General features: G+C 23.1%; 25 protein-coding genes. 15 read left to right on the forward strand and 10 right to left on the reverse strand.

Features of this window, described 5'->3' with window-relative positions:
* Positions 1-60 precede the first annotated feature (60 nt).
* The 6 genes from AACL11_RS08730 (at position 61) to AACL11_RS08755 (ending at position 4,331) form a co-directional block, all read left to right on the forward strand.
* Positions 61-867, forward strand: a complete 807-nt coding sequence (locus AACL11_RS08730; protein ID WP_338986970.1) for an AAA family ATPase — start codon at positions 61-63, stop codon at positions 865-867.
* A 117-nt stretch (positions 868-984) separates the two neighbouring features.
* On the forward strand, positions 985-1,344 hold the full coding sequence (locus tag AACL11_RS08735; protein WP_338973555.1) for a helix-turn-helix domain-containing protein: 360 nt from the start codon (positions 985-987) through the stop codon (positions 1,342-1,344).
* A 28-nt stretch (positions 1,345-1,372) separates the two neighbouring features.
* The gene (locus tag AACL11_RS08740) at positions 1,373-1,873 is read left to right on the forward strand and encodes an IS630 family transposase (RefSeq protein ID WP_338988468.1); all 501 of its coding nucleotides are present in this window, start codon (positions 1,373-1,375) and stop codon (positions 1,871-1,873) included.
* A gap of 113 nt (positions 1,874-1,986) precedes the next feature.
* Entirely contained in the window at positions 1,987-3,975 is a 1,989-nt protein-coding gene (locus AACL11_RS08745; RefSeq protein ID WP_338987457.1) for a hypothetical protein, read from the forward strand.
* Positions 3,976-3,979: 4 nt separating this feature from the next.
* Positions 3,980-4,102, forward strand: a complete 123-nt coding sequence (locus AACL11_RS08750; RefSeq protein WP_338973392.1) for a hypothetical protein — start codon at positions 3,980-3,982, stop codon at positions 4,100-4,102.
* A gap of 16 nt (positions 4,103-4,118) precedes the next feature.
* On the forward strand, positions 4,119-4,331 hold the full coding sequence (locus AACL11_RS08755; protein WP_338987459.1) for a hypothetical protein: 213 nt from the start codon (positions 4,119-4,121) through the stop codon (positions 4,329-4,331).
* Here AACL11_RS08755 and AACL11_RS08760 read toward each other — a convergent pair.
* Positions 4,324-4,896: an IS630 family transposase gene (locus AACL11_RS08760; RefSeq protein WP_338988471.1), complete on the reverse strand. Its 573-nt coding sequence runs from the start codon at positions 4,894-4,896 to the stop codon at positions 4,324-4,326. The genes AACL11_RS08755 and AACL11_RS08760 overlap by 8 nt on opposite strands.
* Positions 4,853-5,212 carry a helix-turn-helix domain-containing protein gene (locus tag AACL11_RS08765; RefSeq protein WP_338973555.1) on the reverse strand — a complete coding sequence of 120 codons (360 nt, stop codon included), beginning with the start codon at positions 5,210-5,212 and terminating at the stop codon, positions 4,853-4,855. Before AACL11_RS08765 ends, AACL11_RS08760 begins: the two co-directional genes overlap by 44 nt.
* Before the next feature lie 49 nt (positions 5,213-5,261).
* On the opposite strand from AACL11_RS08765, the gene AACL11_RS08770 reads away from it, so the two are divergent.
* The gene (locus AACL11_RS08770) at positions 5,262-6,374 is read left to right on the forward strand and encodes a hypothetical protein (protein ID WP_338987461.1); all 1,113 of its coding nucleotides are present in this window, start codon (positions 5,262-5,264) and stop codon (positions 6,372-6,374) included.
* Positions 6,325-8,364: a hypothetical protein gene (locus AACL11_RS08775; RefSeq protein WP_338987462.1), complete on the forward strand. Its 2,040-nt coding sequence runs from the start codon at positions 6,325-6,327 to the stop codon at positions 8,362-8,364. The genes AACL11_RS08770 and AACL11_RS08775 overlap by 50 nt, the downstream gene beginning before the upstream one ends.
* 8 nt (positions 8,365-8,372) lie before the next feature.
* On the opposite strand, the gene AACL11_RS08780 is transcribed toward AACL11_RS08775, so the two are convergent.
* The 3 genes from AACL11_RS08780 to AACL11_RS08790 all read right to left on the reverse strand — a co-directional run bounded on the left by AACL11_RS08780 (position 8,373) and on the right by AACL11_RS08790 (position 10,228).
* Positions 8,373-8,552 carry a hypothetical protein gene (locus tag AACL11_RS08780; protein ID WP_338987463.1) on the reverse strand — a complete coding sequence of 60 codons (180 nt, stop codon included), beginning with the start codon at positions 8,550-8,552 and terminating at the stop codon, positions 8,373-8,375.
* Positions 8,510-8,662 (reverse strand): hypothetical protein, encoded by a 153-nt coding sequence (locus AACL11_RS08785; protein WP_338987465.1) that lies wholly within the window; start codon positions 8,660-8,662, stop codon positions 8,510-8,512. Before AACL11_RS08785 ends, AACL11_RS08780 begins: the two co-directional genes overlap by 43 nt.
* A 150-nt stretch (positions 8,663-8,812) precedes the next feature.
* Positions 8,813-10,228 (reverse strand): hypothetical protein, encoded by a 1,416-nt coding sequence (locus tag AACL11_RS08790; RefSeq protein ID WP_338987467.1) that lies wholly within the window; start codon positions 10,226-10,228, stop codon positions 8,813-8,815.
* Positions 10,229-10,611: 383 nt separating this feature from the next.
* Here AACL11_RS08790 and AACL11_RS08795 point away from each other — a divergent pair, with 383 nt between their 5' ends.
* The 5 genes from AACL11_RS08795 to AACL11_RS08815 all read left to right on the forward strand — a co-directional run bounded on the left by AACL11_RS08795 (position 10,612) and on the right by AACL11_RS08815 (position 13,917).
* The gene (locus AACL11_RS08795) at positions 10,612-10,971 is read left to right on the forward strand and encodes a helix-turn-helix domain-containing protein (RefSeq protein WP_338973555.1); all 360 of its coding nucleotides are present in this window, start codon (positions 10,612-10,614) and stop codon (positions 10,969-10,971) included.
* Between the two features lie 28 nt (positions 10,972-10,999).
* A complete protein-coding gene (locus tag AACL11_RS08800; protein WP_338988512.1) occupies positions 11,000-11,500 on the forward strand; it encodes an IS630 family transposase in 501 nt (166 codons plus the stop codon).
* Positions 11,501-11,606: 106 nt separating this feature from the next.
* Entirely contained in the window at positions 11,607-12,353 is a 747-nt protein-coding gene (locus AACL11_RS08805; protein ID WP_338987469.1) for a UPF0236 family transposase-like protein, read from the forward strand.
* 64 nt (positions 12,354-12,417) lie between these two features.
* A complete protein-coding gene (locus tag AACL11_RS08810; RefSeq protein ID WP_338986622.1) occupies positions 12,418-13,431 on the forward strand; it encodes an IS3 family transposase in 1,014 nt (337 codons plus the stop codon).
* Positions 13,432-13,590: 159 nt separating this feature from the next.
* Complete coding sequence (locus tag AACL11_RS08815; protein WP_338987471.1) at positions 13,591-13,917, forward strand: hypothetical protein; 327 nt, start codon at positions 13,591-13,593, stop codon at positions 13,915-13,917.
* Between the two features lie 153 nt (positions 13,918-14,070).
* Here AACL11_RS08815 and AACL11_RS08820 read toward each other — a convergent pair whose 3' ends face one another.
* The 3 genes from AACL11_RS08820 to AACL11_RS08830 form a co-directional block, all read right to left on the reverse strand.
* Complete coding sequence (locus tag AACL11_RS08820; RefSeq protein ID WP_338987472.1) at positions 14,071-14,274, reverse strand: hypothetical protein; 204 nt, start codon at positions 14,272-14,274, stop codon at positions 14,071-14,073.
* A 168-nt stretch (positions 14,275-14,442) separates the two neighbouring features.
* Positions 14,443-15,345 (reverse strand): hypothetical protein, encoded by a 903-nt coding sequence (locus AACL11_RS08825; protein ID WP_338987473.1) that lies wholly within the window; start codon positions 15,343-15,345, stop codon positions 14,443-14,445.
* Positions 15,302-15,721, reverse strand: coding sequence for a hypothetical protein (locus tag AACL11_RS08830; RefSeq protein WP_338987475.1), 420 nt, complete (start codon positions 15,719-15,721; stop codon positions 15,302-15,304). The genes AACL11_RS08825 and AACL11_RS08830 overlap by 44 nt, the downstream gene beginning before the upstream one ends.
* A gap of 465 nt (positions 15,722-16,186) precedes the next feature.
* On the opposite strand from AACL11_RS08830, the gene AACL11_RS08835 reads away from it, so the two are divergent.
* Both AACL11_RS08835 and AACL11_RS08840 read left to right on the forward strand, forming a co-directional pair.
* Positions 16,187-17,617 carry a hypothetical protein gene (locus tag AACL11_RS08835; protein WP_338987477.1) on the forward strand — a complete coding sequence of 477 codons (1,431 nt, stop codon included), beginning with the start codon at positions 16,187-16,189 and terminating at the stop codon, positions 17,615-17,617.
* A 283-nt stretch (positions 17,618-17,900) separates the two neighbouring features.
* A protein-coding gene (locus tag AACL11_RS08840; protein ID WP_422397924.1) for an IS5 family transposase occupies positions 17,901-18,675 on the forward strand; the annotation gives its coding sequence in 2 pieces (ribosomal slippage) (positions 17,901-18,170 and positions 18,172-18,675; 774 coding nt in all).
* On the opposite strand, the gene AACL11_RS08845 is transcribed toward AACL11_RS08840, so the two are convergent.
* Both AACL11_RS08845 and AACL11_RS08850 read right to left on the reverse strand, forming a co-directional pair.
* Positions 18,672-19,910 (reverse strand): IS256 family transposase, encoded by a 1,239-nt coding sequence (locus tag AACL11_RS08845; RefSeq protein WP_338986819.1) that lies wholly within the window; start codon positions 19,908-19,910, stop codon positions 18,672-18,674. The genes AACL11_RS08840 and AACL11_RS08845 overlap by 4 nt on opposite strands.
* A 202-nt stretch (positions 19,911-20,112) precedes the next feature.
* Complete coding sequence (locus AACL11_RS08850) at positions 20,113-20,406, reverse strand: hypothetical protein (protein WP_338986987.1); 294 nt, start codon at positions 20,404-20,406, stop codon at positions 20,113-20,115.
* Positions 20,407-20,474: the final 68 nt, after the last annotated feature.

Raw genomic sequence — 20,474 nt, forward strand, 5'->3', positions numbered from 1 at the left:
CCAATACAAACTGTTAAAAATTCTGAAACTTTAGATCCTACATTTAAAAAGATTTTAAACATGCTTGGTCAAAATACTATTATTGAAATTGAACAAATAATAGATTTATCAATATCTGCTTCTAATAGAACTTTGATTAGAAGTATTAAAGACAATATTACAAGAAGAGCTAAAGAATCTTTTAAAAAAATTTTTAAAAATTTTACTATTAATGTTATTCCAGAAATAATAATTGATGATCAACAATTTCAAATTGTTATAAGAGCAGATGAAAAAAGACATTATGCTACATCAGTAACCAAATATCAAAGTTCTGGATTTAAAGCATTTTTATGACTAGTTATAATGTTAGAAGTTGTAAAGAACTGAGAAAAAAATAAATTTGGAAGAGTTATTTTATTAGTTGATGAGCCAGACAAAAGTTTGCATATAATATTGCAGTATGAATTAGCTAAATATTTAAAAACTAACTTTACAAGTAAAAATGGTTTATTTATTTTGTTAACATCTCATTCTCCTTTTTTAATTCCTAATTTAAAAGAGAATATATATATTGCAGATATGACTGAAAAAGGTTATACTGAGTTAACAAAGGCTGAAAATATTAACAATATTAGAAATGCAGGAATTTTTCCTTTGATTACTTTATTCCATATGGAAAAAATACAAAAGGAAATCTTTTCAACTGGCGAAAATCAAGTTAGAATTTATTATGAACTTAAAATGGATAGATCTAAAGCAATTGAAGAAGCTTTAAATGAAATAATACAAAATAAATTTGAGTACAGTATAGTTCCCATAAATTCTAATGAACGTAAGCATATTTTTGATATTCGCATAAATAATTTCTTTTCAAAACATATATAGCTAACGAAAGTAATGTTTACTCATAAATAATGTAAAATAATAATATGTAATTTAAACAATTCTTGCACTTACAAGTATAATTCAGCAATAATTAAAATAGATTAGGAAGATTAAATTATGCCAAAACCATACAGTGAGGACTTACGAAGAAAAGTAATAGAAGTTTATGAAAGTAAAAACATGAAAATTAAAGAAATTTGTAAAGTGTTCAATATCACTAGAAAGACTTTATTTTTATGAAGAAAAAGAAAGCAAAAAACCGGAAATATAAAACCAATTTTGAATTATCAAAAAGGACATAGCCACAAAATAAAGGATTTAGATGAATTAAAAAATTATTTAGCAGAAAATAAAGATGTTACAGTTCAAAAAGTAATTGAAAAATTTGGTGATATGACAAAAGAAACAGTTTATAACTATTTCAAAAAACTAAATTATACATATAAAAAAAACTTTTCTATATGAACAAAGAGATAAAAATAAACAAGAAGATTTTTTAAAAGAAATAGCGAAAATAATGAATGAAGATTTGGTATATATTGATGAATCTGGAATTGATGATAATGAATTTTATAAATATGGTTGGTCTGAAAAAGGTAAAAGATTATTTGATAATAAACCTGCATATAAAATAAAGAGAATGAGTATAATTGGTGCACTAAATAAAGGTAAATTAAAAGCTCTATGAGCATTTGAAGGACATTGCAATAGTAAAATTTTTGAATCATATGTTAAAAATATACTAATTCCAGTATTAAAGTGTGGACAAATTATAGTTTTAGATAATGCGACGTTTCATAAATCTAAAGCAACAAAACAATTAATTGAAAATGCTGGATGCAAACTATTATTTCTTCCACCATATTCTCCTAATTTAAATCCAATTGAACATTTTTGATTTGCTATAAAACATAATATAAGAAAAATATTACCAAATTATTGACCAAATATTAAAAACGCGATTGATTTTGTTTTTCAAGATATGAGTAAACATTACTTTAGTTAGCTATATATGATGATTTAGTTGATGATAATGAAAATGAAATATATAGAGGTCCTGTTAGTAAATTTGTTAATAAAGGTTATGTTGCAACAGATTATGATAAAGAAACTGAAACAATGATTTTAGATTGACCAGATGAAATTGGAACATTACCACCAGAAGCATTACAAAATAATCCACAAATTGGTGATTATACACATGCACCAACTTGTGATTTTTCTGCTAAACAACAAAAACGAATTACTACAAATGAAAATGAAATTACCAAATTAAATACTGAATTAATTAAAGCAAATGAAAATATTAATGATGTTAAAAATAATTGATTTAATATTGAAACTAGTCCTTTATGAAAGAAAGTTAAAAATGAAAATATTAAAACAGATACATGATGTATTATTGATTGAACATATTATTTTATCGATAGTAAACAACTTATTATAAGTAATAATAAATTAACTAAATCTAATATAAGAATTACTAATAGTCAAATAGAACAAAAGCAAATAATAATTGAAAATATTGATGTTAATATTGATAAAGTAACATTATTATATGATGTTGATTTAATAAAGTTTATTGCTACTAATAACACAAAAAAGTATAAACCAATAATTCATAATATATATCAATATCAAGGAATAGGTACACCAACTGAATTTATAGCAGAAGAAAATACTGAACGTGATTATTATACAAAAATAGAAACTAATAATTTATTAGATAAAAAACAAAATAAATTAATTGCTGGTACTAATATAACTATTGATGAAAATAATAAAATTAGTGCTACTGGTGGTAGTGGTGAATCATTATGAGAAGTAGACTCTAATTCGCCTAATATTATTCAACCTAAAGAAAAAAGATTAATTACTGCTAATAATAAAAGAATTGTTTATATTGGTGAACCAGAACAAGAAAAAGATGCAACTACAAAAAAATATGTTGATGAAAAAATTGACAAAAAACAAAATAAATTATTATTGATAAATGAAAATATGACATATGGAGAATTAAAATATAATAAATTACCAACTGGTCAATTTGGTGATGATTTAGGAATACCACCTAATAAAGTTATTAAACAATGAATTAGTGAAAGTGTAAATAAAAAACAAGATAAAATAGATAATTTACAAGATAAGATTTTTAATAATAAAGATGATAAAGATAGTACTACAAGATTAGTTACTGAAGTTATTAAAACTAATGTTGGTGGTAAAACTTTAATTTATAGAAATAATCCAGTTATAACTGATGATTTAGATATTCCAAATAAGAAATATATAGATGAAAAAATAGATAAAAAGCAAGATAAAGAAAATTGAGTTGTAATAGGAAATAGAGTTGATAATAGAACATGAGATAATTTTGATATTCAACTTAATAAAACATATCGGGTATTTATAACATGACACAGAAATGCACCTGAACAAAATGGTTATCCATTAATGTTATTGTTTAAATCAGCAAAAGCAGTTGGAACTGGTACATGAACTCTTTTAATTGGTAAAATTGATAATAAAGATGCTTCTTTAATTCTTAAGGCTGATTATACTAAATCTAATAAGTGAAGTTTATTTATTAAATGTGAAATTGATGGTGGTGCTATATTTAGTTTTGAAGAATTAAAAGAAAATACTTATCAAATTAAAAGCAATACATTAGATATTACTTCACCAAATGTAATTAATATAGATAAACCAATTAAAATTAGTTCAAAAAGTTTAGAAACTAATGAAATAGAAGAAAATATTTGAGATATTGAATTAAAAAATAATCCAACACCAATTCCAAGTGGTTCAAATTGAAAAGAAGTAGGAACAAGAGAAAAAAATAAATGAGATAATTGACAAATTACTTATGATTTTCAAGAGAATAAACATTATAGAGTTTATTATTCTTGAAGTATATATAATCCAGTTTATACTATTCAAGAATTTATTATAACTAATAAAAAAATTGCTGGTGTACAAATACAAACCTTTAATGATAGTGCTAATATAGTAATTTTATCAGTTCAACATGCAAAATTGATTACTATTTATACTGTAAAAGGTAATTTAAAAGGTAATGTATGAAAATTAGAAGAATTACAGGAATAATATTATGTTTTTTAAAATAATAAAAATTATTTTAGGTTTAATAGGAGTTTTATTATCTTCTGCAACAGCAGGTTTAATTATATTTATTATAGTAAAAATTGTATTAAAAATTAATCAAATATTTTAGAAAGGTGGTGAATATTATGTTAAATCCATTTAAGAGAAAAGAAAAAAGTAATATTAGTGATAATCAAAATGAAAAAGTAAAATTTTTAAATAATAAAAATAAAAGTACACATGCTTCCATTTTAAATTATTTTGGTTTTAATGATTTTAATCATGAAACTTATTTTACTGATTTTGTAGCAGAAAATAATGCTAATTTATATAATGCTCCATTAGATATAGCTAACTAAAGTAATGTTTACTCATATCTTGAAAAACAAAATCAATCGCGTTTTTAATATTTGGTCAATAATTTGGTAATATTTTTCTTATATTATGTTTTATAGCAAATCAAAAATGTTCAATTGGATTTAAATTAGGAGAATATGGTGGAAGAAATAATAGTTTGCATCCAGCATTTTCAATTAATTGTTTTGTTGCTTTAGATTTATGAAACGTCGCATTATCTAAAACTATAATTTGTCCACACTTTAATACTGGAATTAGTATATTTTTAACATATGATTCAAAAATTTTACTATTGCAATGTCCTTCAAATGCTCATAGAGCTTTTAATTTACCTTTATTTAGTGCACCAATTATACTCATTCTCTTTATTTTATATGCAGGTTTATTATCAAATAATCTTTTACCTTTTTCAGACCAACCATATTTATAAAATTCATTATCATCAATTCCAGATTCATCAATATATACCAAATCTTCATTCATTATTTTCGCTATTTCTTTTAAAAAATCTTCTTGTTTATTTTTATCTCTTTGTTCATATAGAAAAGTTTTTTTTATATGTATAATTTAGTTTTTTGAAATAGTTATAAACTGTTTCTTTTGTCATATCACCAAATTTTTCAATTACTTTTTGAACTGTAACATCTTTATTTTCTGCTAAATAATTTTTTAATTCATCTAAATCCTTTATTTTGTGGCTATGTCCTTTTTGATAATTCAAAATTGGTTTTATATTTCCGGTTTTTTGCTTTCTTTTTCTTCATAAAAATAAAGTCTTTCTAGTGATATTGAACACTTTACAAATTTCTTTAATTTTCATGTTTTTACTTTCATAAACTTCTATTACTTTTCTTCGTAAGTCCTCACTGTATGGTTTTGGCATAATTTAATCTTCCTAATCTATTTTAATTATTGCTGAATTATACTTGTAAGTGCAAGAATTGTTTAAATTACATATTATTATTTTACATTATTTATGAGTAAACATTACTTTAGTTAGCTATATTAATAATGAAACTATTAAACAATATTTAATTAAACAAGAGTTTTATAGAAAAAATTGAAATTCTATTTTTAAATTAAGTAAATTAGGAATTAGTGGTTATTTAATTTTTATTGCTAATGATGATTTATATTTTCAAGTAGTAGATATCCAACAAAGAGTTTATGATATTACTGGTAAATTAATTCAATGTACTATTTTTTATGATAGTTATCAACAAAATGCACAAATTGTAAGATTATTTGAAGTTTATACATTAAATAATGAACAAGTAACTATTAATCGTGCAATTTATAGTATTAGTGATAATAAAAAACAATTTCCATTAGATTTTAGAACATATAGTAATAATCCTAATTTAGCACAAGAACAAACACTAAATATTAACTATATACCAATAGCAATTATGCGAAATAAAGCAAATGAGTTAGCAGATTGTGATAAAGTAATGGATAAAATTAAAGCATTAGATGTTATTTATGAACAAATTGTTTTAGATACCATTTTAAATTCACCTAAATTTATATTTAGTCAAACTTATGGTAATGTTCAATCAGCATTAGAAGAAGCAGTAAGAACTTTGGTTACTAAAAACTACATATTTAAAAGTGGTGGAGATAATAATGAACAAAACGAAAATATCAATATGACAAATAGCAACTTTAAAGGTAAAAACTTAACTGATATATATGATTGAAATGTTAATGAAATATTTAAACGTTGTGGTATTCATATACCAAGTCAAAAGAAATCTGCACAACAATCAGTACCCGAAAGTACAGCTGTAAATATTTCTACTATTAATTATATTGAACAAAAATTATGGCAATTTAATATTGATATTCTTAAATTTATTCAAATATTAGTACGTTTAGATAAAGATTTATTAAATAGTAAAACATTTAATATTAATGATGAACAAGAAATTAATAATTTAACAGTTAAATTAAAATTATTTAATCCCGAAAATAACCAATTAATAGGAGAAAACAATGGAAAACAACAACAAACCACAAACGAAGTTTCCACAGAAACAAACTAAACTTAATCAAGCAGAAGTAGAAAATGATTATTTAATTGATAATATTCCTTATGACTTTACTAATCTTATGAGTAGCAAAGGTGACCCTGAGCTTAAAAGAGCATATGATGAATTTAAACTAAGAACTTTATATATTTATGAAATTGAACGTTTATTTAAAAATAATGAAAATAATAGTTTAAGATTTTCAGCAAATACTATTAAAATAGGTTTTATTGATATTGATAAAGTATTAAAAACTACTGCTGCTGAAACATCAGACTTTACTATGCAATTAAATCAAAGAGCAAGTACAAATATTAATGATAATACCATTGAATATAGTATGACTGATATTAAAAATTTAATTTTTCAAGAAATAAATTTATTAAATCAATTTAAGTTATATGCAGTATCTATTAATGAACCATTAACTGAAAATAATATTGATAATTTATATATCATTAATAATTATTCACAACCTTATCAAAATCCAAAAACAAGAAGTACTAAAAGTATTACTATTATTAAAATTAAAGATTTTAAAACAAGAGATGGTTATCCAATCATTATTAAATTACAAAAACCATTAGATAAAGATACCAAAGTTATTGGTTTAAAAATTAAAGCCCCTAGAAGCATGATTTTTGGCAATATAAAGGTACTTGGTGAAGTTAATAATATGGAAGTATACCCAAAGTTATTTGTTAAAGATAAGATAGCATTTCCGCTGTTATCAATGCCTATTGAAACTCAACCAAAAGTTAGAATATTACAACAATGATTTAGTGAACAAATATTACCATGAAATTTAGCAAAACAGTTTATAGGAGAAGAAAAATCAGTTTTAGATTTAATTGCTATTGGTGGTGGAACTGAAACAAGAAAAGAAATTATTAATAATGCAAAAATAACATATGCAAAAATTGGTAAATATGATGGACCATCACCAATACCGAAAAAATTAGCTGATTTTGAAATGAAAAAGAATGAACAATATATATTATATAGTCATAGAGAACCAACCCCACCATATCCTAGTAAATATATTGCTATTGAGTTATCACAGAACTTTAATTCAATTGAAATTGAAGTAAATGATAAACCACCAATTGATAGTTTACAAAAAGTATTATTAGATATGCTAACTTATACATATAGTTATAACAGAAATTTTGATGGTGCAATATATGAAAATGGAAATTGAAAAAATAAAATTGCTGAATTAAGGTTAAAATTCGAAGGACAAAAACCAGAAGATGTAATTACTAATTTATTTAAACAATGAAAATTAGATTATCCTAATTATATTAATTTAGAACAAGTAAAAATACTTAAACAAATAATTATTATGTTATCAAGTAATACTTATTCAAATATGTCAATTAATAAAGGTTTGAATGATGATAATAAAATATTATTACCATATTATTTTGAACTAAAATCTAATCCAATACATACTAATATTGGTGAAGTTTGAGAATTTAAAGATGTGAAAGTAGTATTAAAATCTAAATATTTTGATTTTACAGATGTAAATAATATTAAATTAAAAAATAATGATATTAGTCAGAATGAAGTATTCAAACTAGATGATAATCAATTTAACTGACTATCTATAACTAATGAACTAGAAAGTAATAATATTCCATCATTAATTCCTGCTGATTGAACACTGGGTAATGGTGAATATGGAAAATATTTTACAAGAGCAATTATTGATAAAAATAAAATTGAAAATTGTTTTAATTTATATGGTTCAAATAAATCTCAACTATTTTCTAAATTGGAATTTTATAAAGAAATATTAAAAATAGATAATAATAATGAATTTGAAGTACAAATTGAAAACCCGATTAATAACTTAAATCGGGTAGAAATTAGTGGTATATTCGGTGCTGGATATTATGATTTAATTTTAATAACAGATAAGCAAGAAATAAATTTAAATAATATTACTTTATTTGATAAATACAATGAAAATATTTCTTATATAAATTTAGAAATTTAATTATCAATTTATCAGTCAAAATAATTTTTTGGATATTTACCATCTCATTTTATATCTTGTTCATGGATTTTATGAGAAGAAAAATATAATGAAAATATTTCTGGAGCTGTTGTTTTATCAACTCAAATTGGATATTTGCCATAAATTATACTATGATTTGGTTTTTCATAAGAGAATATGGATTCCATATTATGGGTAAGCACCCCCCCATGATTAATCCTATAGTTCCAGTTGTTGCACCAGTTAGTGCTAATGCTAATGTTATTTTATTTAAATTTGTTTTTATTCATTTTTTCATAATAAATTTCTCCTTTTTTCCTTGATTTTACTTTAAAATTGTACTATTTTTGATTATTTTTACAAGTATGCTTTTAAACGAAAAATAACGCCTAAATGCAAGGCGTTTATTTTGTGATACCTATACTATTAATGATATTAAACTTGTTTATTATATAGCAAATGTGAAGATACTTTTTTTCACAGTAGCATTATTTTTACCCCTAATTACATTTTTATATGGATATAGTGCATAAAATAATGCATCATAAGGGTCTTGATACATACTCTTGTCAGGAATGTTAGTTTTTGTTTCATCATAACGTAATTCTTCTAAACATTGAGTAGTTTTTGGTAAATCATCTTTATTCGCATAAAAATTTCCATAACTCATAATATTTCTCATTCAAACTACTCTATTAGTTAATCCTGCTTCTTGATTTAAATTTGAACCATGTTTAATAGCAGTTTGTGTTATTAAAATAGTATTGTGTTCATCAATTAATTTTTGATTTAATCAATCCATTGCTGTTCTTGCTTTATCATCATAAAAATAAATTGCTTGTTCAAAATTTTCAAAATTATCCATTAATCCTAAAATTTCATTAACATAAGCATTAATTTTTTCATTTTCATTTATAAAGTCATTTGGTGTAACTACTAATTCACAAATAATATAAGCATCATAATAACCAGTATTATTATATTCTTTAAAACCAACTACCATAAATACAGTATGGTCTTTTGGTCCCGTAGCTCAATCAATACCAACACTATAAAAATCAAATTTATACATATCTTTTTCTTGATTATAAAATTGTTTTAAATCATATGATTGTCAATATTTTACTGTTTTTTGAAATGGGAAAATTGTTGCATCACTATCTAAAAATTCAAAACCATAATAAACAGTATTATATTCATCTTCATTACTTTTTTTCATTTCTAATAATTTTCTTTTTTGGATATCCGGTAACTTATCTCAAAATGGTTTAATAGTAAATCTTAAAACAAATAAACCTAAACCACTAAACATGTCTTTATTTTCATAATAAACTTTGCCAATTTTTTTAAGATTTTCCATTACTTCATTATTTAATGGTAAAAATGGCGTACAGTATTTTAAATAAAATGGATGATATTTATCATAAGGATTGCATGTAAAAGTCATAAAAAAGTTTTTATAAAAATAACGAGTAATCTTTTTTCCAAAAGTAGGGCTATATATATTTTTATCAATAAAAGTTCAATTTCATTCTTTAATTGGTTCATTTGACACTTTAATTCTGTTACTTCTAAACATAGATATTTCTAATCGCTCATAGCGATATGTTAATTCTTTATCAGTAAGTGTTTCTTTTTCTTCTGCCATGATTATTTCATCTGTTCTTGAACCTAAAAAACTTGAACCACCTGCTTCTTTTCCAAAAATCTTATTACCATTAGCATAACCAATAAAGTCAATTTGTTGATTATTAGGAAAAATAATACAACCACCATCCTTAGTTATTTTTCATTTAATACCATGTGGATTATTAGGTAATAAATTAATATGATATGTATCTAATAAAACTTGACAAACATTCATTAAAGCACCAATTGTCGTTTCACTATGAGTATTTTCATAGCGCCTTACTTCTTGAACACTACTATCACTAAAATTACAACATATAAATAAATCAAATGCTAAGCAGTTTCAAGTTTTTCTTGTTCCACGTGCTGTTGGTATAAAACGATAAAAACAATTAGTAGTAAAATATTCTGCTCATTCATCACCAACAAATGCTTTAAAAATATCTCAACTAAAACCATAATTATTATCACTAAAATTAAGATTATATTTTTTATTTATAGCTAACGAAAGTAATGTTTACTCATAAATAATGTAAAATAATAATATGTAATTTAAACAATTCTTGCACTTACAAGTATAATTCAGCAATAATTAAAATAGATTAGGAAGATTAAATTATGCCAAAACCATACAGTGAGGACTTACGAAGAAAAGTAATAGAAGTTTATGAAAGTAAAAACATGAAAATTAAAGAAATTTGTAAAGTGTTCAATATCACTAGAAAGACTTTATTTTTATGAAGAAAAAGAAAGCAAAAAACCGGAAATATAAAACCAATTTTGAATTATCAAAAAGGACATAGCCACAAAATAAAGGATTTAGATGAATTAAAAAATTATTTAGCAGAAAATAAAGATGTTACAGTTCAAAAAGTAATTGAAAAATTTGGTGATATGACAAAAGAAACAGTTTATAACTATTTCAAAAAACTAAATTATACATATAAAAAAAACTTTTCTATATGAACAAAGAGATAAAAATAAACAAGAAGATTTTTTAAAAGAAATAGCGAAAATAATGAATGAAGATTTGGTATATATTGATGAATCTGGAATTGATGATAATGAATTTTATAAATATGGTTGGTCTGAAAAAAGTAAAAGATTATTTGATAATAAACCTGCATATAAAATAAAGAGAATGAGTATAATTGGTGCACTAAATAAAGGTAAATTAAAAGCTCTATGAGCATTTGAAGGACATTGCAATAGTAAAATTTTTGAATCATATGTTAAAAATATACTAATTCCAGTATTAAAGTGTGGACAAATTATAGTTTTAGATAATGCGACGTTTCATAAATCTAAAGCAACAAAACAATTAATTGAAAATGCTGGATGCAAACTATTATTTCTTCCACCATATTCTCCTAATTTAAATCCAATTGAACATTTTTGATTTGCTATAAAACATAATATAAGAAAAATATTACCAAATTATTGACCAAATATTAAAAACGCGATTGATTTTGTTTTTCAAGATATGAGTAAACATTACTTTAGTTAGCTATAATTGCACATAACTACTAATAAAAGCCATATTTACTCCTTATTTTTAAAAAAAATTAAACTTAAATTATTAACAAACAAAAATTTAGAAAGGAACATTAAAAATGTTTATACTACCATTCACTAATCATTTTGATTGAGACAAACACTATTTTAATCAAGATGAATTAAATTTACAACAAACAGAAGAATTATTTGCAAAAATAGATGATTATTTATGAAGTATATGTGATAAATCTGAATATAAATCATATAGATTTAGAAAAAGAAAATTAAAAACAAAAAAAGGTTTATTAAATTATAAACGACGTATTTGTATACATTATAACCCAAAAACACAAAAAAAGGAATTTGTTTCATTGCTAGATAACTATCTTGGTGTTAAAAAGTATAGTAAATTAGCACCAGATGTTATTAAACAAATTTTAAAATATTTTGCTGATGATAAAAAATATCGTGATGTTTGTGATACTTTTATTGAAGATTTAATAAGTAATAGTACAGTTTGTAGAACATATCAAAAATTTGAATTACCAAAAGCAAATATCCCTAAAATACTATTGCAACCAAATCAAACTTTATATATAAATATTGATGATGGACATAGAAAATTTAAGTTTAATGAAAAACACAATACTAAAAATTGTAAAAAATGTTCTATGAGATTATTAGTATTTTGTACTGGTAAAAAGAAAAATGGAAAATTAATTAATAAAAGAGCAGTTTGTAAAATAAGAGTATCAAAAACAGAAATTGGCGCAGAAAAAACAGCTAAATTTATTCAAAAATATGGTCATTTATATTTTGAAAACTTTGACCAAGCAAATTTAATAGTGGATGGGGCCACTTAGCCCTTTTTACTAGACCATTAATTTAAAAAATCTGAATGTATTCTAAAAACAATTGTGTTATATAATGAACACTAATTTTGACCTGAAAGGATTTTTATTAATGGATAAAATTAAACAAATAGCATTAATAATTAACAAATTAAATATCAAAGAAAAAATTAAAATTATCGATGATTGCAAAAATCAATATTCAATTAGAAACTTATGTCAATATCTTCAATTAAACAGATCAACATATTACTTTTTAAAAAATAAACAAAAACTTATTAAAAAAGAAAAAAATCATATTATTAATTGCAATCATAAATATCAAGAATTATGCCAACTTTTAATCGAATTTCATTCTACAAGAAAAGGTAGAATTTATGGATATTTAAGAATTTTTTCAGCTTTTAAAGAGTGATTAAAACAAGAGAAAAATATCATTTTAAATATAGAATTATCAACAAAACAAATGCGAAAAATTATGAAAAAACACAATATTCAAGGATTAAAACAAACTAAAAATAACTATCCTAAAAACAAAAAAAATCCAAATAAGTGAATACCTACAATGGATAAAGTAAACAAAGATTACAAAAGTACAACCGCTTCAAATCAAATTTGATCAATGGATACTAAACAAATAAACACCAAAGAAGGTTGACTATATCTTTTTGTAATTATTGATTTTTATTCAAATAATGTTGTTAGTTATAATACATTTTCAAATAAATCATATCAAGATTTAATTCTTCCTGCACTTGAAAAAATAAACAACCAATTTTCTTGAAATCAAATAAAAAACGTTATTTTACATTCAGATAACGCCAACGAATTTTATTGTCAAGAAATTACAAAATGAGCAAAAAACAAACAAATAATTTTAAGCAAAAAACAACCATATGATATTGGCGGTAATGTCATATCTGAAAATTGATTTTCACATTTATCTCAAGAATGATTGCCTAAAGACTCAAATCAATATTTAACAATCAATGAAGCTATTAATGATGTAAATCAATATGTTATGTTTTATAATTATGAAAGAATACATTCTAAATTTTTAAAACCACCAATATTACAAATAAAAATTTAGAAATATCTATCAAAATATGGTCCAGTAATTAGGGCTAACCACCCCATTCCAATAGTTTGTGGAGATAGTGCAAAATGAATTAGAAAAACTGCTATAATTTTAAATGCTAAATTTATTTTAGATAAATTCCATGCTTTTCATGTTTTATTTCTTGGGATAATGGCAGGAAGAAAAAAAGATAAAATTGCTAATTTACACTATCAAAATGCAATAAATTTATTTGCAAAAGGTCAATATTATGAATTAATTGAATTTTTACAGTTATTAACTTTAAAATATAAAAAATTAAAAGTTGGTTATTTTATTAATGCAAAAGATAGTGTATTAAACCAAGCATTAGTTGAGAATATTGGTTGCTTTACTGAAACTAATATTAAACAAATTTTAAAGCATATGATTGGCGATAGAACTTATAACATTGATATGTATACAAAAATGGTTAATTTTAAATGCTATCAAATAAATACAGCCATACAGTTATTATAAATTAAAACTAAAATTTAAAAATAAAACTTATTAAAATTTACTTTAATAAGAATTTTTGAGTTATAAAAGCCTCTTATTTTAAAAAACTGTCCCATTTATATTTACAATTCAGGTTTTAAAAAAACCTCATTATGAGGTTTTTAATAGTTATATTTACATTTTTGGTGATTTACTACTAGAACTTTGACTTTTACTTGTTGAAGCTTCGCTGTTTACTTTTGATTTGTCTTTTTCAAATCCAAGAGCATTAGCAACTCTTTCTCGCCTTTCACGTTCGTTTTTTTCTCCTCATGCTTTGTTTATTCTTTCAGCGTCTTTTGCACGTTTATCTTTATCTGCTTGACTTCATTTTTCCATATTGTAAAATTCCTCTCTTCAATATTTTTGAATATTTTTTTTCTACCCTTAAAATATCTAAAATATCCAAGAAAAGTATATATTTTTAAAACAAAAAATGTGTAAAAAATAATAAAAAATCACTATTTTTAAAAAATAGTGATTAAGACTTTAATATTTACTTATTGCTTATGTTAATAAACATTTTACTTTATTTCAAGTTTTAGTTGAAATTGTTGAAGGTTGTTGGTTTTGGTGATTAATTGTATTTCGTATAGATGAATCAAAATTTTGATTATTTTCTGATTCAATACTTGAATTTTCTAGAACACTATTTGATTTATGATTTATTGTTTCATTACTTATTATTTCGTCTAGTTTTTTATCTTTTCTATTATCTAATTCTTGTTTTAAAATATCATATTGAGTTTTTAATTTTGTTTCTAACTTATTACTAGTTAAATTTTCTATATTTTTTTCAACATTTTTTTTAATTTCTAGTTCTTCTTTAGTTTTACCAAGATTTCTTTTGTTTACAAATGGTATTTTACGAATTAATGAATAAAATTTTTGTTTCATTCATGATTCAACTTTTTTTGTTTTTTCTGTTGCAATAGTTCATATTCCTTTATTAACAATTCAAGCAATTCCAATACCTACTATTGATACTAAAGTTTTTTCTCATAATATTGTTGATATAATAGGGACTAATGCTGGTACAACAACAGGTATTGCTAAAAGTGTAATACTTAATAATGAAAGAGAAATAAATATTATTAATTCTAATTTTGATATTTTTCAGTTTGATATTTTTTCTTGTTCACTTAAAAATTTTTTAATTGATACAGGTTCAATTTTAATATTTTTTTCATAATTTGAATTTGGTTCAATTAAGAGAAGATCATCTTTATATTTATTGATATTTTCATATTTTTTCAATTGTTTCATGACTTCAATATTACCGTTTGTAAGTTCTTGAAAATCAATCACTTCTTCGGTAATAGAATTATTAATATGTACAAGAGTAGTTACAAAAATTATTTCATCTTTAATTGGTAAAATTTCTTCGTGAATTTTTTCTTTGTTTTTCATTATAAATTGTTACAGCATTATATTTAAACTTATTTAAATTTGTATTGCTTTGTTTTAGTTTTAATTCTTCATTTTCTTTTTTAAGTTTCTGAATTTCCTTTGCTTGTTCTTGAATTGTTGTTTGGAATTGTGATATTTCTTCTGTAGAAATATTATTTAAATTATCTACAGTATCATAACTATCATAAAATATTTCATTTTCTGATAAGTCATCATTAACTAGCTGATTATTAACATTTTTTTCAATAATTTTAAATGTTTTTCCACCATGTCTTGTTTTTTCTATAACATCAATGTTTTCCTGTTTTTTAATTTCTTCTATTGATTTATTTTCTGATAGAAAATTATATGTTTGTGATTTTGTTTTGTCAGTCATGTTAATATCTCCTTTTAACATTAAAACCCATTTACTTTTAAAATAAAGTAATGGGTTAAAACTTATATATTGAATAATAGCTATATGTTATCAAATTTTGTGTATTTTACAATTAGTTAATTGTTATGTCAATATAAATTGAATTATAAATTACTTAATATTTACTTTTTGTTATGTTTTATTTCATATTTTAACACTTATTTATGTCATTAAATATTTAAATTTCATGACCTTCTTGATATCAATTATAATTATTAATTTGTTCTTGTATGAATTTAGCCATTTTTTCATCTGGTACAACTAAAATCATTGCAAAACTCAAATATTTAATGTATAGTTAATTTATAAAATTATTGTTTTTTTAATATTTAATTTTATATTTATTATTTTAGGATTTACTTTTTTAATCACAAAAGCACCAAATTTTAGGTGTTTTTTATTTTTTAATTGAAAGAATGATAAAGCATGAAAAAATTATTAGTTATGATAAGTGCATTTGTACTTACAACGGTTTCTACAAATCAATTAATTGAAGGTATGATTTCAACAAATATTTTAAAACCGATAGCAAAAAATGAAAAACTAGATTTAAAAGAATTTACACAACTTAATGATGAACCACAAATTGATTTTAATAAGGTTGAAAATTATTTTAAAGATGAAAAAAATAAAACTAATAATAAATATAACGGAATAAGTATATCATCACCAACAAATTTGGATTCAAAAAACCGAATTGATATAGCATTTGAAAAAGCATTAGATTATACAAATGAAATTAAACAAAAAAACCTGTCTTTTAATCAAATGATAAGCAAATTTAAAAATGAAATTCCAAAATTTAAAACAGTATATGACAGAGAAATAAATAAAGTTTTCAAAAAAAATTTTAAAAAAGAATTCTCAAATATGAGAAGTGATTTAAAAATTAATAATATTATACGATTTATTGATGAATCAAAAATAAAAATAGAAGCATTAGAATTCTGAAATAAATTAAATCAAGTTAAAATTGGTTTTATTACTTCAGCAGCAATTTTTGCTATACTAGCAGCAGGACTGTGAACAACTGCTTGATTAGGTGGAATAAGTATACCATGAGCTGTTTCTGCAACAATAATTTCAGTAGCGTGTGCTGCTGTTGCAGAAGGAATAAGTATTTATACAACAATGAATAATCCTTTACTGAACAAAATAGATAAAAATATTGAAATTGGTGTTAATGTTGCAGGTTTAGTCTATTCTTTTTTTAGAGATTTATATTTAATAATACAATTTTCTCTTGTTACTATAGGAACAACATCAGTTATTTTTGCTGCGGGTGCTGCAATATTTGCTGTAGGTTTATCATTATTTGAATGAATAACATATACTGATATTTTTACACAAATAGAAAATAGTAAAAATGAGGAAATTAAAAAATTTGTTAGTGATGCTAAAAAAGGTATAGTAAATAAACATAAATTTGAATTCAAAATTACAGGTGCTATAACTTCAGGTGAGACCCATGACGATAAAAGAATCCCATTAATTAAATGAACAAATTTTGCTTCTTCACTTGAAGAATTTAAACAAACATATAAAAATCTTTTGTTTCTAGGAAAAGCCAGTGCTGGAGGGCAAGGTGATACAGTTGAAAAGGAAAATTTTTTAGTTAAAACCAGTGATGTAACCGATGATAATAATTATCATAGAATAGTTTGACTTATAAATTATAAATATGATAACTTCTGAGGTACAGATCAAAAAGCAGAAATTTATGTAGTTCCCTATGTAGATAAAAACAAAGAAAGTGAAACTATTTTTGGTATCTTTGACATAAAAACTAGTTCTTATACTGCAGTTTATCATGTTTGAGCTCAAGTATATTTTGATGACTTTACTGTAACACTTTAGTTTTGGATAGTGAGGTTGTAGATAATGAACATCTAAAATTAATAAAAAAAGGATTATTTTAAATTATGCAAGCAAACAAAAAAAATATATGAAAGTGAAACTCAAAAATAGTATTTTAAATTCACTTAAAACAAGCCTAATTAGGCTTGTTTATTTTTTTAATACTAAACCATATAAAATTTTAAATGGTTTGTATATAAGTAAATTTGATGTCTTAGAACCTGTTTAGAATCTTTTAGAAAATAATGTAAAATTACTATATATTTTAAAATAAGAGGTATATATGCATAAAAATTATCCAAGTCATGTTACTAAAGAACAATTTGAGAACATAAAATCAACTTTAGAAAACAGCAAAAAGAAAACAAAACCAAGAAATTTAGATTTATATGAAGCGTTTTGTGCAGTTTTATATGTATTAAAAAGTGGTTGTCAATGAAGAATGTTACCAAAAAATTTTCCAAAATGACAAACTGTATATTATTATTTCCAAATTTGAAGTAAAAACAATGATAAAGAACCTAGTGTATTACAATTAATTTTAAAAAAAATTAGTTAAAAAAGTTCGAATCAACAATAATCGCAAAGAACAAACCAGTTTTTGTATAATTGATTCACAAAGTGTTAAAAACACAGATACTGCTAAAAATAAAGGTTATAATGCTGGTAAAAAAATTTCAGGAATAAAGCGTCATATTGCTGTTGATTCTCAAGGCTTACCACATGCAATTTACATAACCACAGCAGAAAAAACAGATCGTAACAGTGCTATAATAATGATTGAAAATGAAAATGAAAATTTATCTAAAGTTCAAAAAATACTAGTAGATGCTGGTTATACTGGTGAAAAATTTGCTTTTAAAATCAAAACAATCATAAATGCAAATGTTGAAGTTATCAAACGTAATGAATTACATTCTTTTGTAGTATTGCCAAAAAGATGAGTTGTAGAACGAAGTTTTGCATGATTAGAAAAATGCAGAAGATTATGAAAAAATTGTGAAAGAAAATTGAGGCTTTTTAATAATCTGTGTTTCTTTGTTTTACAAAGTTACTAATTCAGATTAATTCTGTCTTCAAATTTTATCATAAAATGAGCAATTGCTGTATTTCAATTTTGAATGGGCATTGTTCATTTTTTTGTTATATTGTCAATTGCTAAATAAAATATTTTAAAAACTGACATATCGTTAGGAAAAACTTTTTTATTTCTGATGACTTTTCGTAATTGACTATTAACAGATTCAATAGCATTTGTGGTATAAATTACCCTTTTTATTTCTGCAGGATAACTAATAAAAACCATTAAATTATCTCAATTTTTATATCAAGATTTAGCAATTTGTGGATATTGTTTAGTTCATTTATTTTCAAATGATTCTAAAGCTTGCATTGCTTGTTCTTCACTACATGCAGTATAAATTGGTTTTAAATCTGCAACTAGAGATTTTCTATGCTTATATGAGACATATTTCAAACTATTTCTAATTTGATGAACGATGCATAATTGATGTTCGGTTTTAGGATAAACTGATTGTATTGCTTCTGACATGCCTGTTAAATTATCACTACAAGCAATCAGAATATCATTTAAGCCACGATTTTTCATTTCTGTGAAATTGGCTAATCAAAATTTAGAACCTTCATTTTCACTAATTCATAAACCTAAAACATCTTTTTTACCTTCTAAATCAACTCCTAAAGCTATATAAACTGATTTATTAATAATCCGTTTATCTTGTCGTACTTTAACTACTATACAATCAAAATAAACAATCGGATAAACACTATCTAATGGTCGATTTTGCCATGCTTTGACGTCATCAATAACATCATCAGTAATTTGACTAATAACACTTTCACTAATATCAGCACCATGATATAACTCTTGTAATTGCATTCTAATATCTGATAATGTCATACCTTTTGCATATAAAGAAAGAACTTGTTGATCAAAACCATCAAATCTTCTTTGTCTTTTTGCAACTATTACAGGATTAAAATTACTATTACGATCTCTTGGTACATCAATTTCAATTTTACCTTGTTGGCTTATTAATTTTTTTGAACTTATACCATTACGAGCATTGTCACTATTACTATGTTGATTCTTATCATATCCTAAATAATTTTGCATCTCAGAATTCAACATTTTTTCTACTAATCTTTTTGTTAATTCTTTATATAATCCTCCCTCTTTAAAAACTGTTGTTAAATCTTCAGTATTTTCTAATAATAAATCTACTGCTTGTGATATTGGATCATTGTTATTAATATTTTGCTTTTTAGCCATCTGTAACTCACTCTTTCTAGAAAATTAATTATATTTACTAGAACTAATTAAACATAGTTATTTTTGTAAGTTACACAGATTACTAAACATTACCTTATTATTGTTGACTAATATTTTTCAAGTGTTAAGATTAACATACAATTGCATATTGAAGTCAAAATTATTCTCGTCTAACTTTATAATTTTAAGACAAATTTGAATATTATTGACAACATCGGTACGCTCCCTTTTTTCTATCATTTCAAAATTCTGTGGGTATTGCTTTTCTTAAAATACCAGTTGCTGCTCTTTTTTGTTCTTCGGCATCATATTTATAATTAATTTTAACTATAAAATTTAATTCTTCTTTTACTTTACTATTTTTTGTTGGTTTAATTTTTATTTTTAATTCTTTTCCTTGTACAATATCATTAGTATTTAAATTTTCAAATTCAATTTTGTAATCTTCATTAATAACAGCGCTAGGATAAAGATTTTTTATTTTATTAGCAATCATTTCTCTAAGAACCTGTTTGGAATCTTTTTTGACTAATTTTTAATTAAATTAATATTATAAATGTTATT

This window comes from Spiroplasma endosymbiont of Dasysyrphus albostriatus (assembly GCF_964019495.1).
In the GTDB taxonomy this organism is placed as follows: Bacteria; Bacillota_I; Bacilli_A; order Mycoplasmatales; family VBWQ01; genus Spiroplasma_E.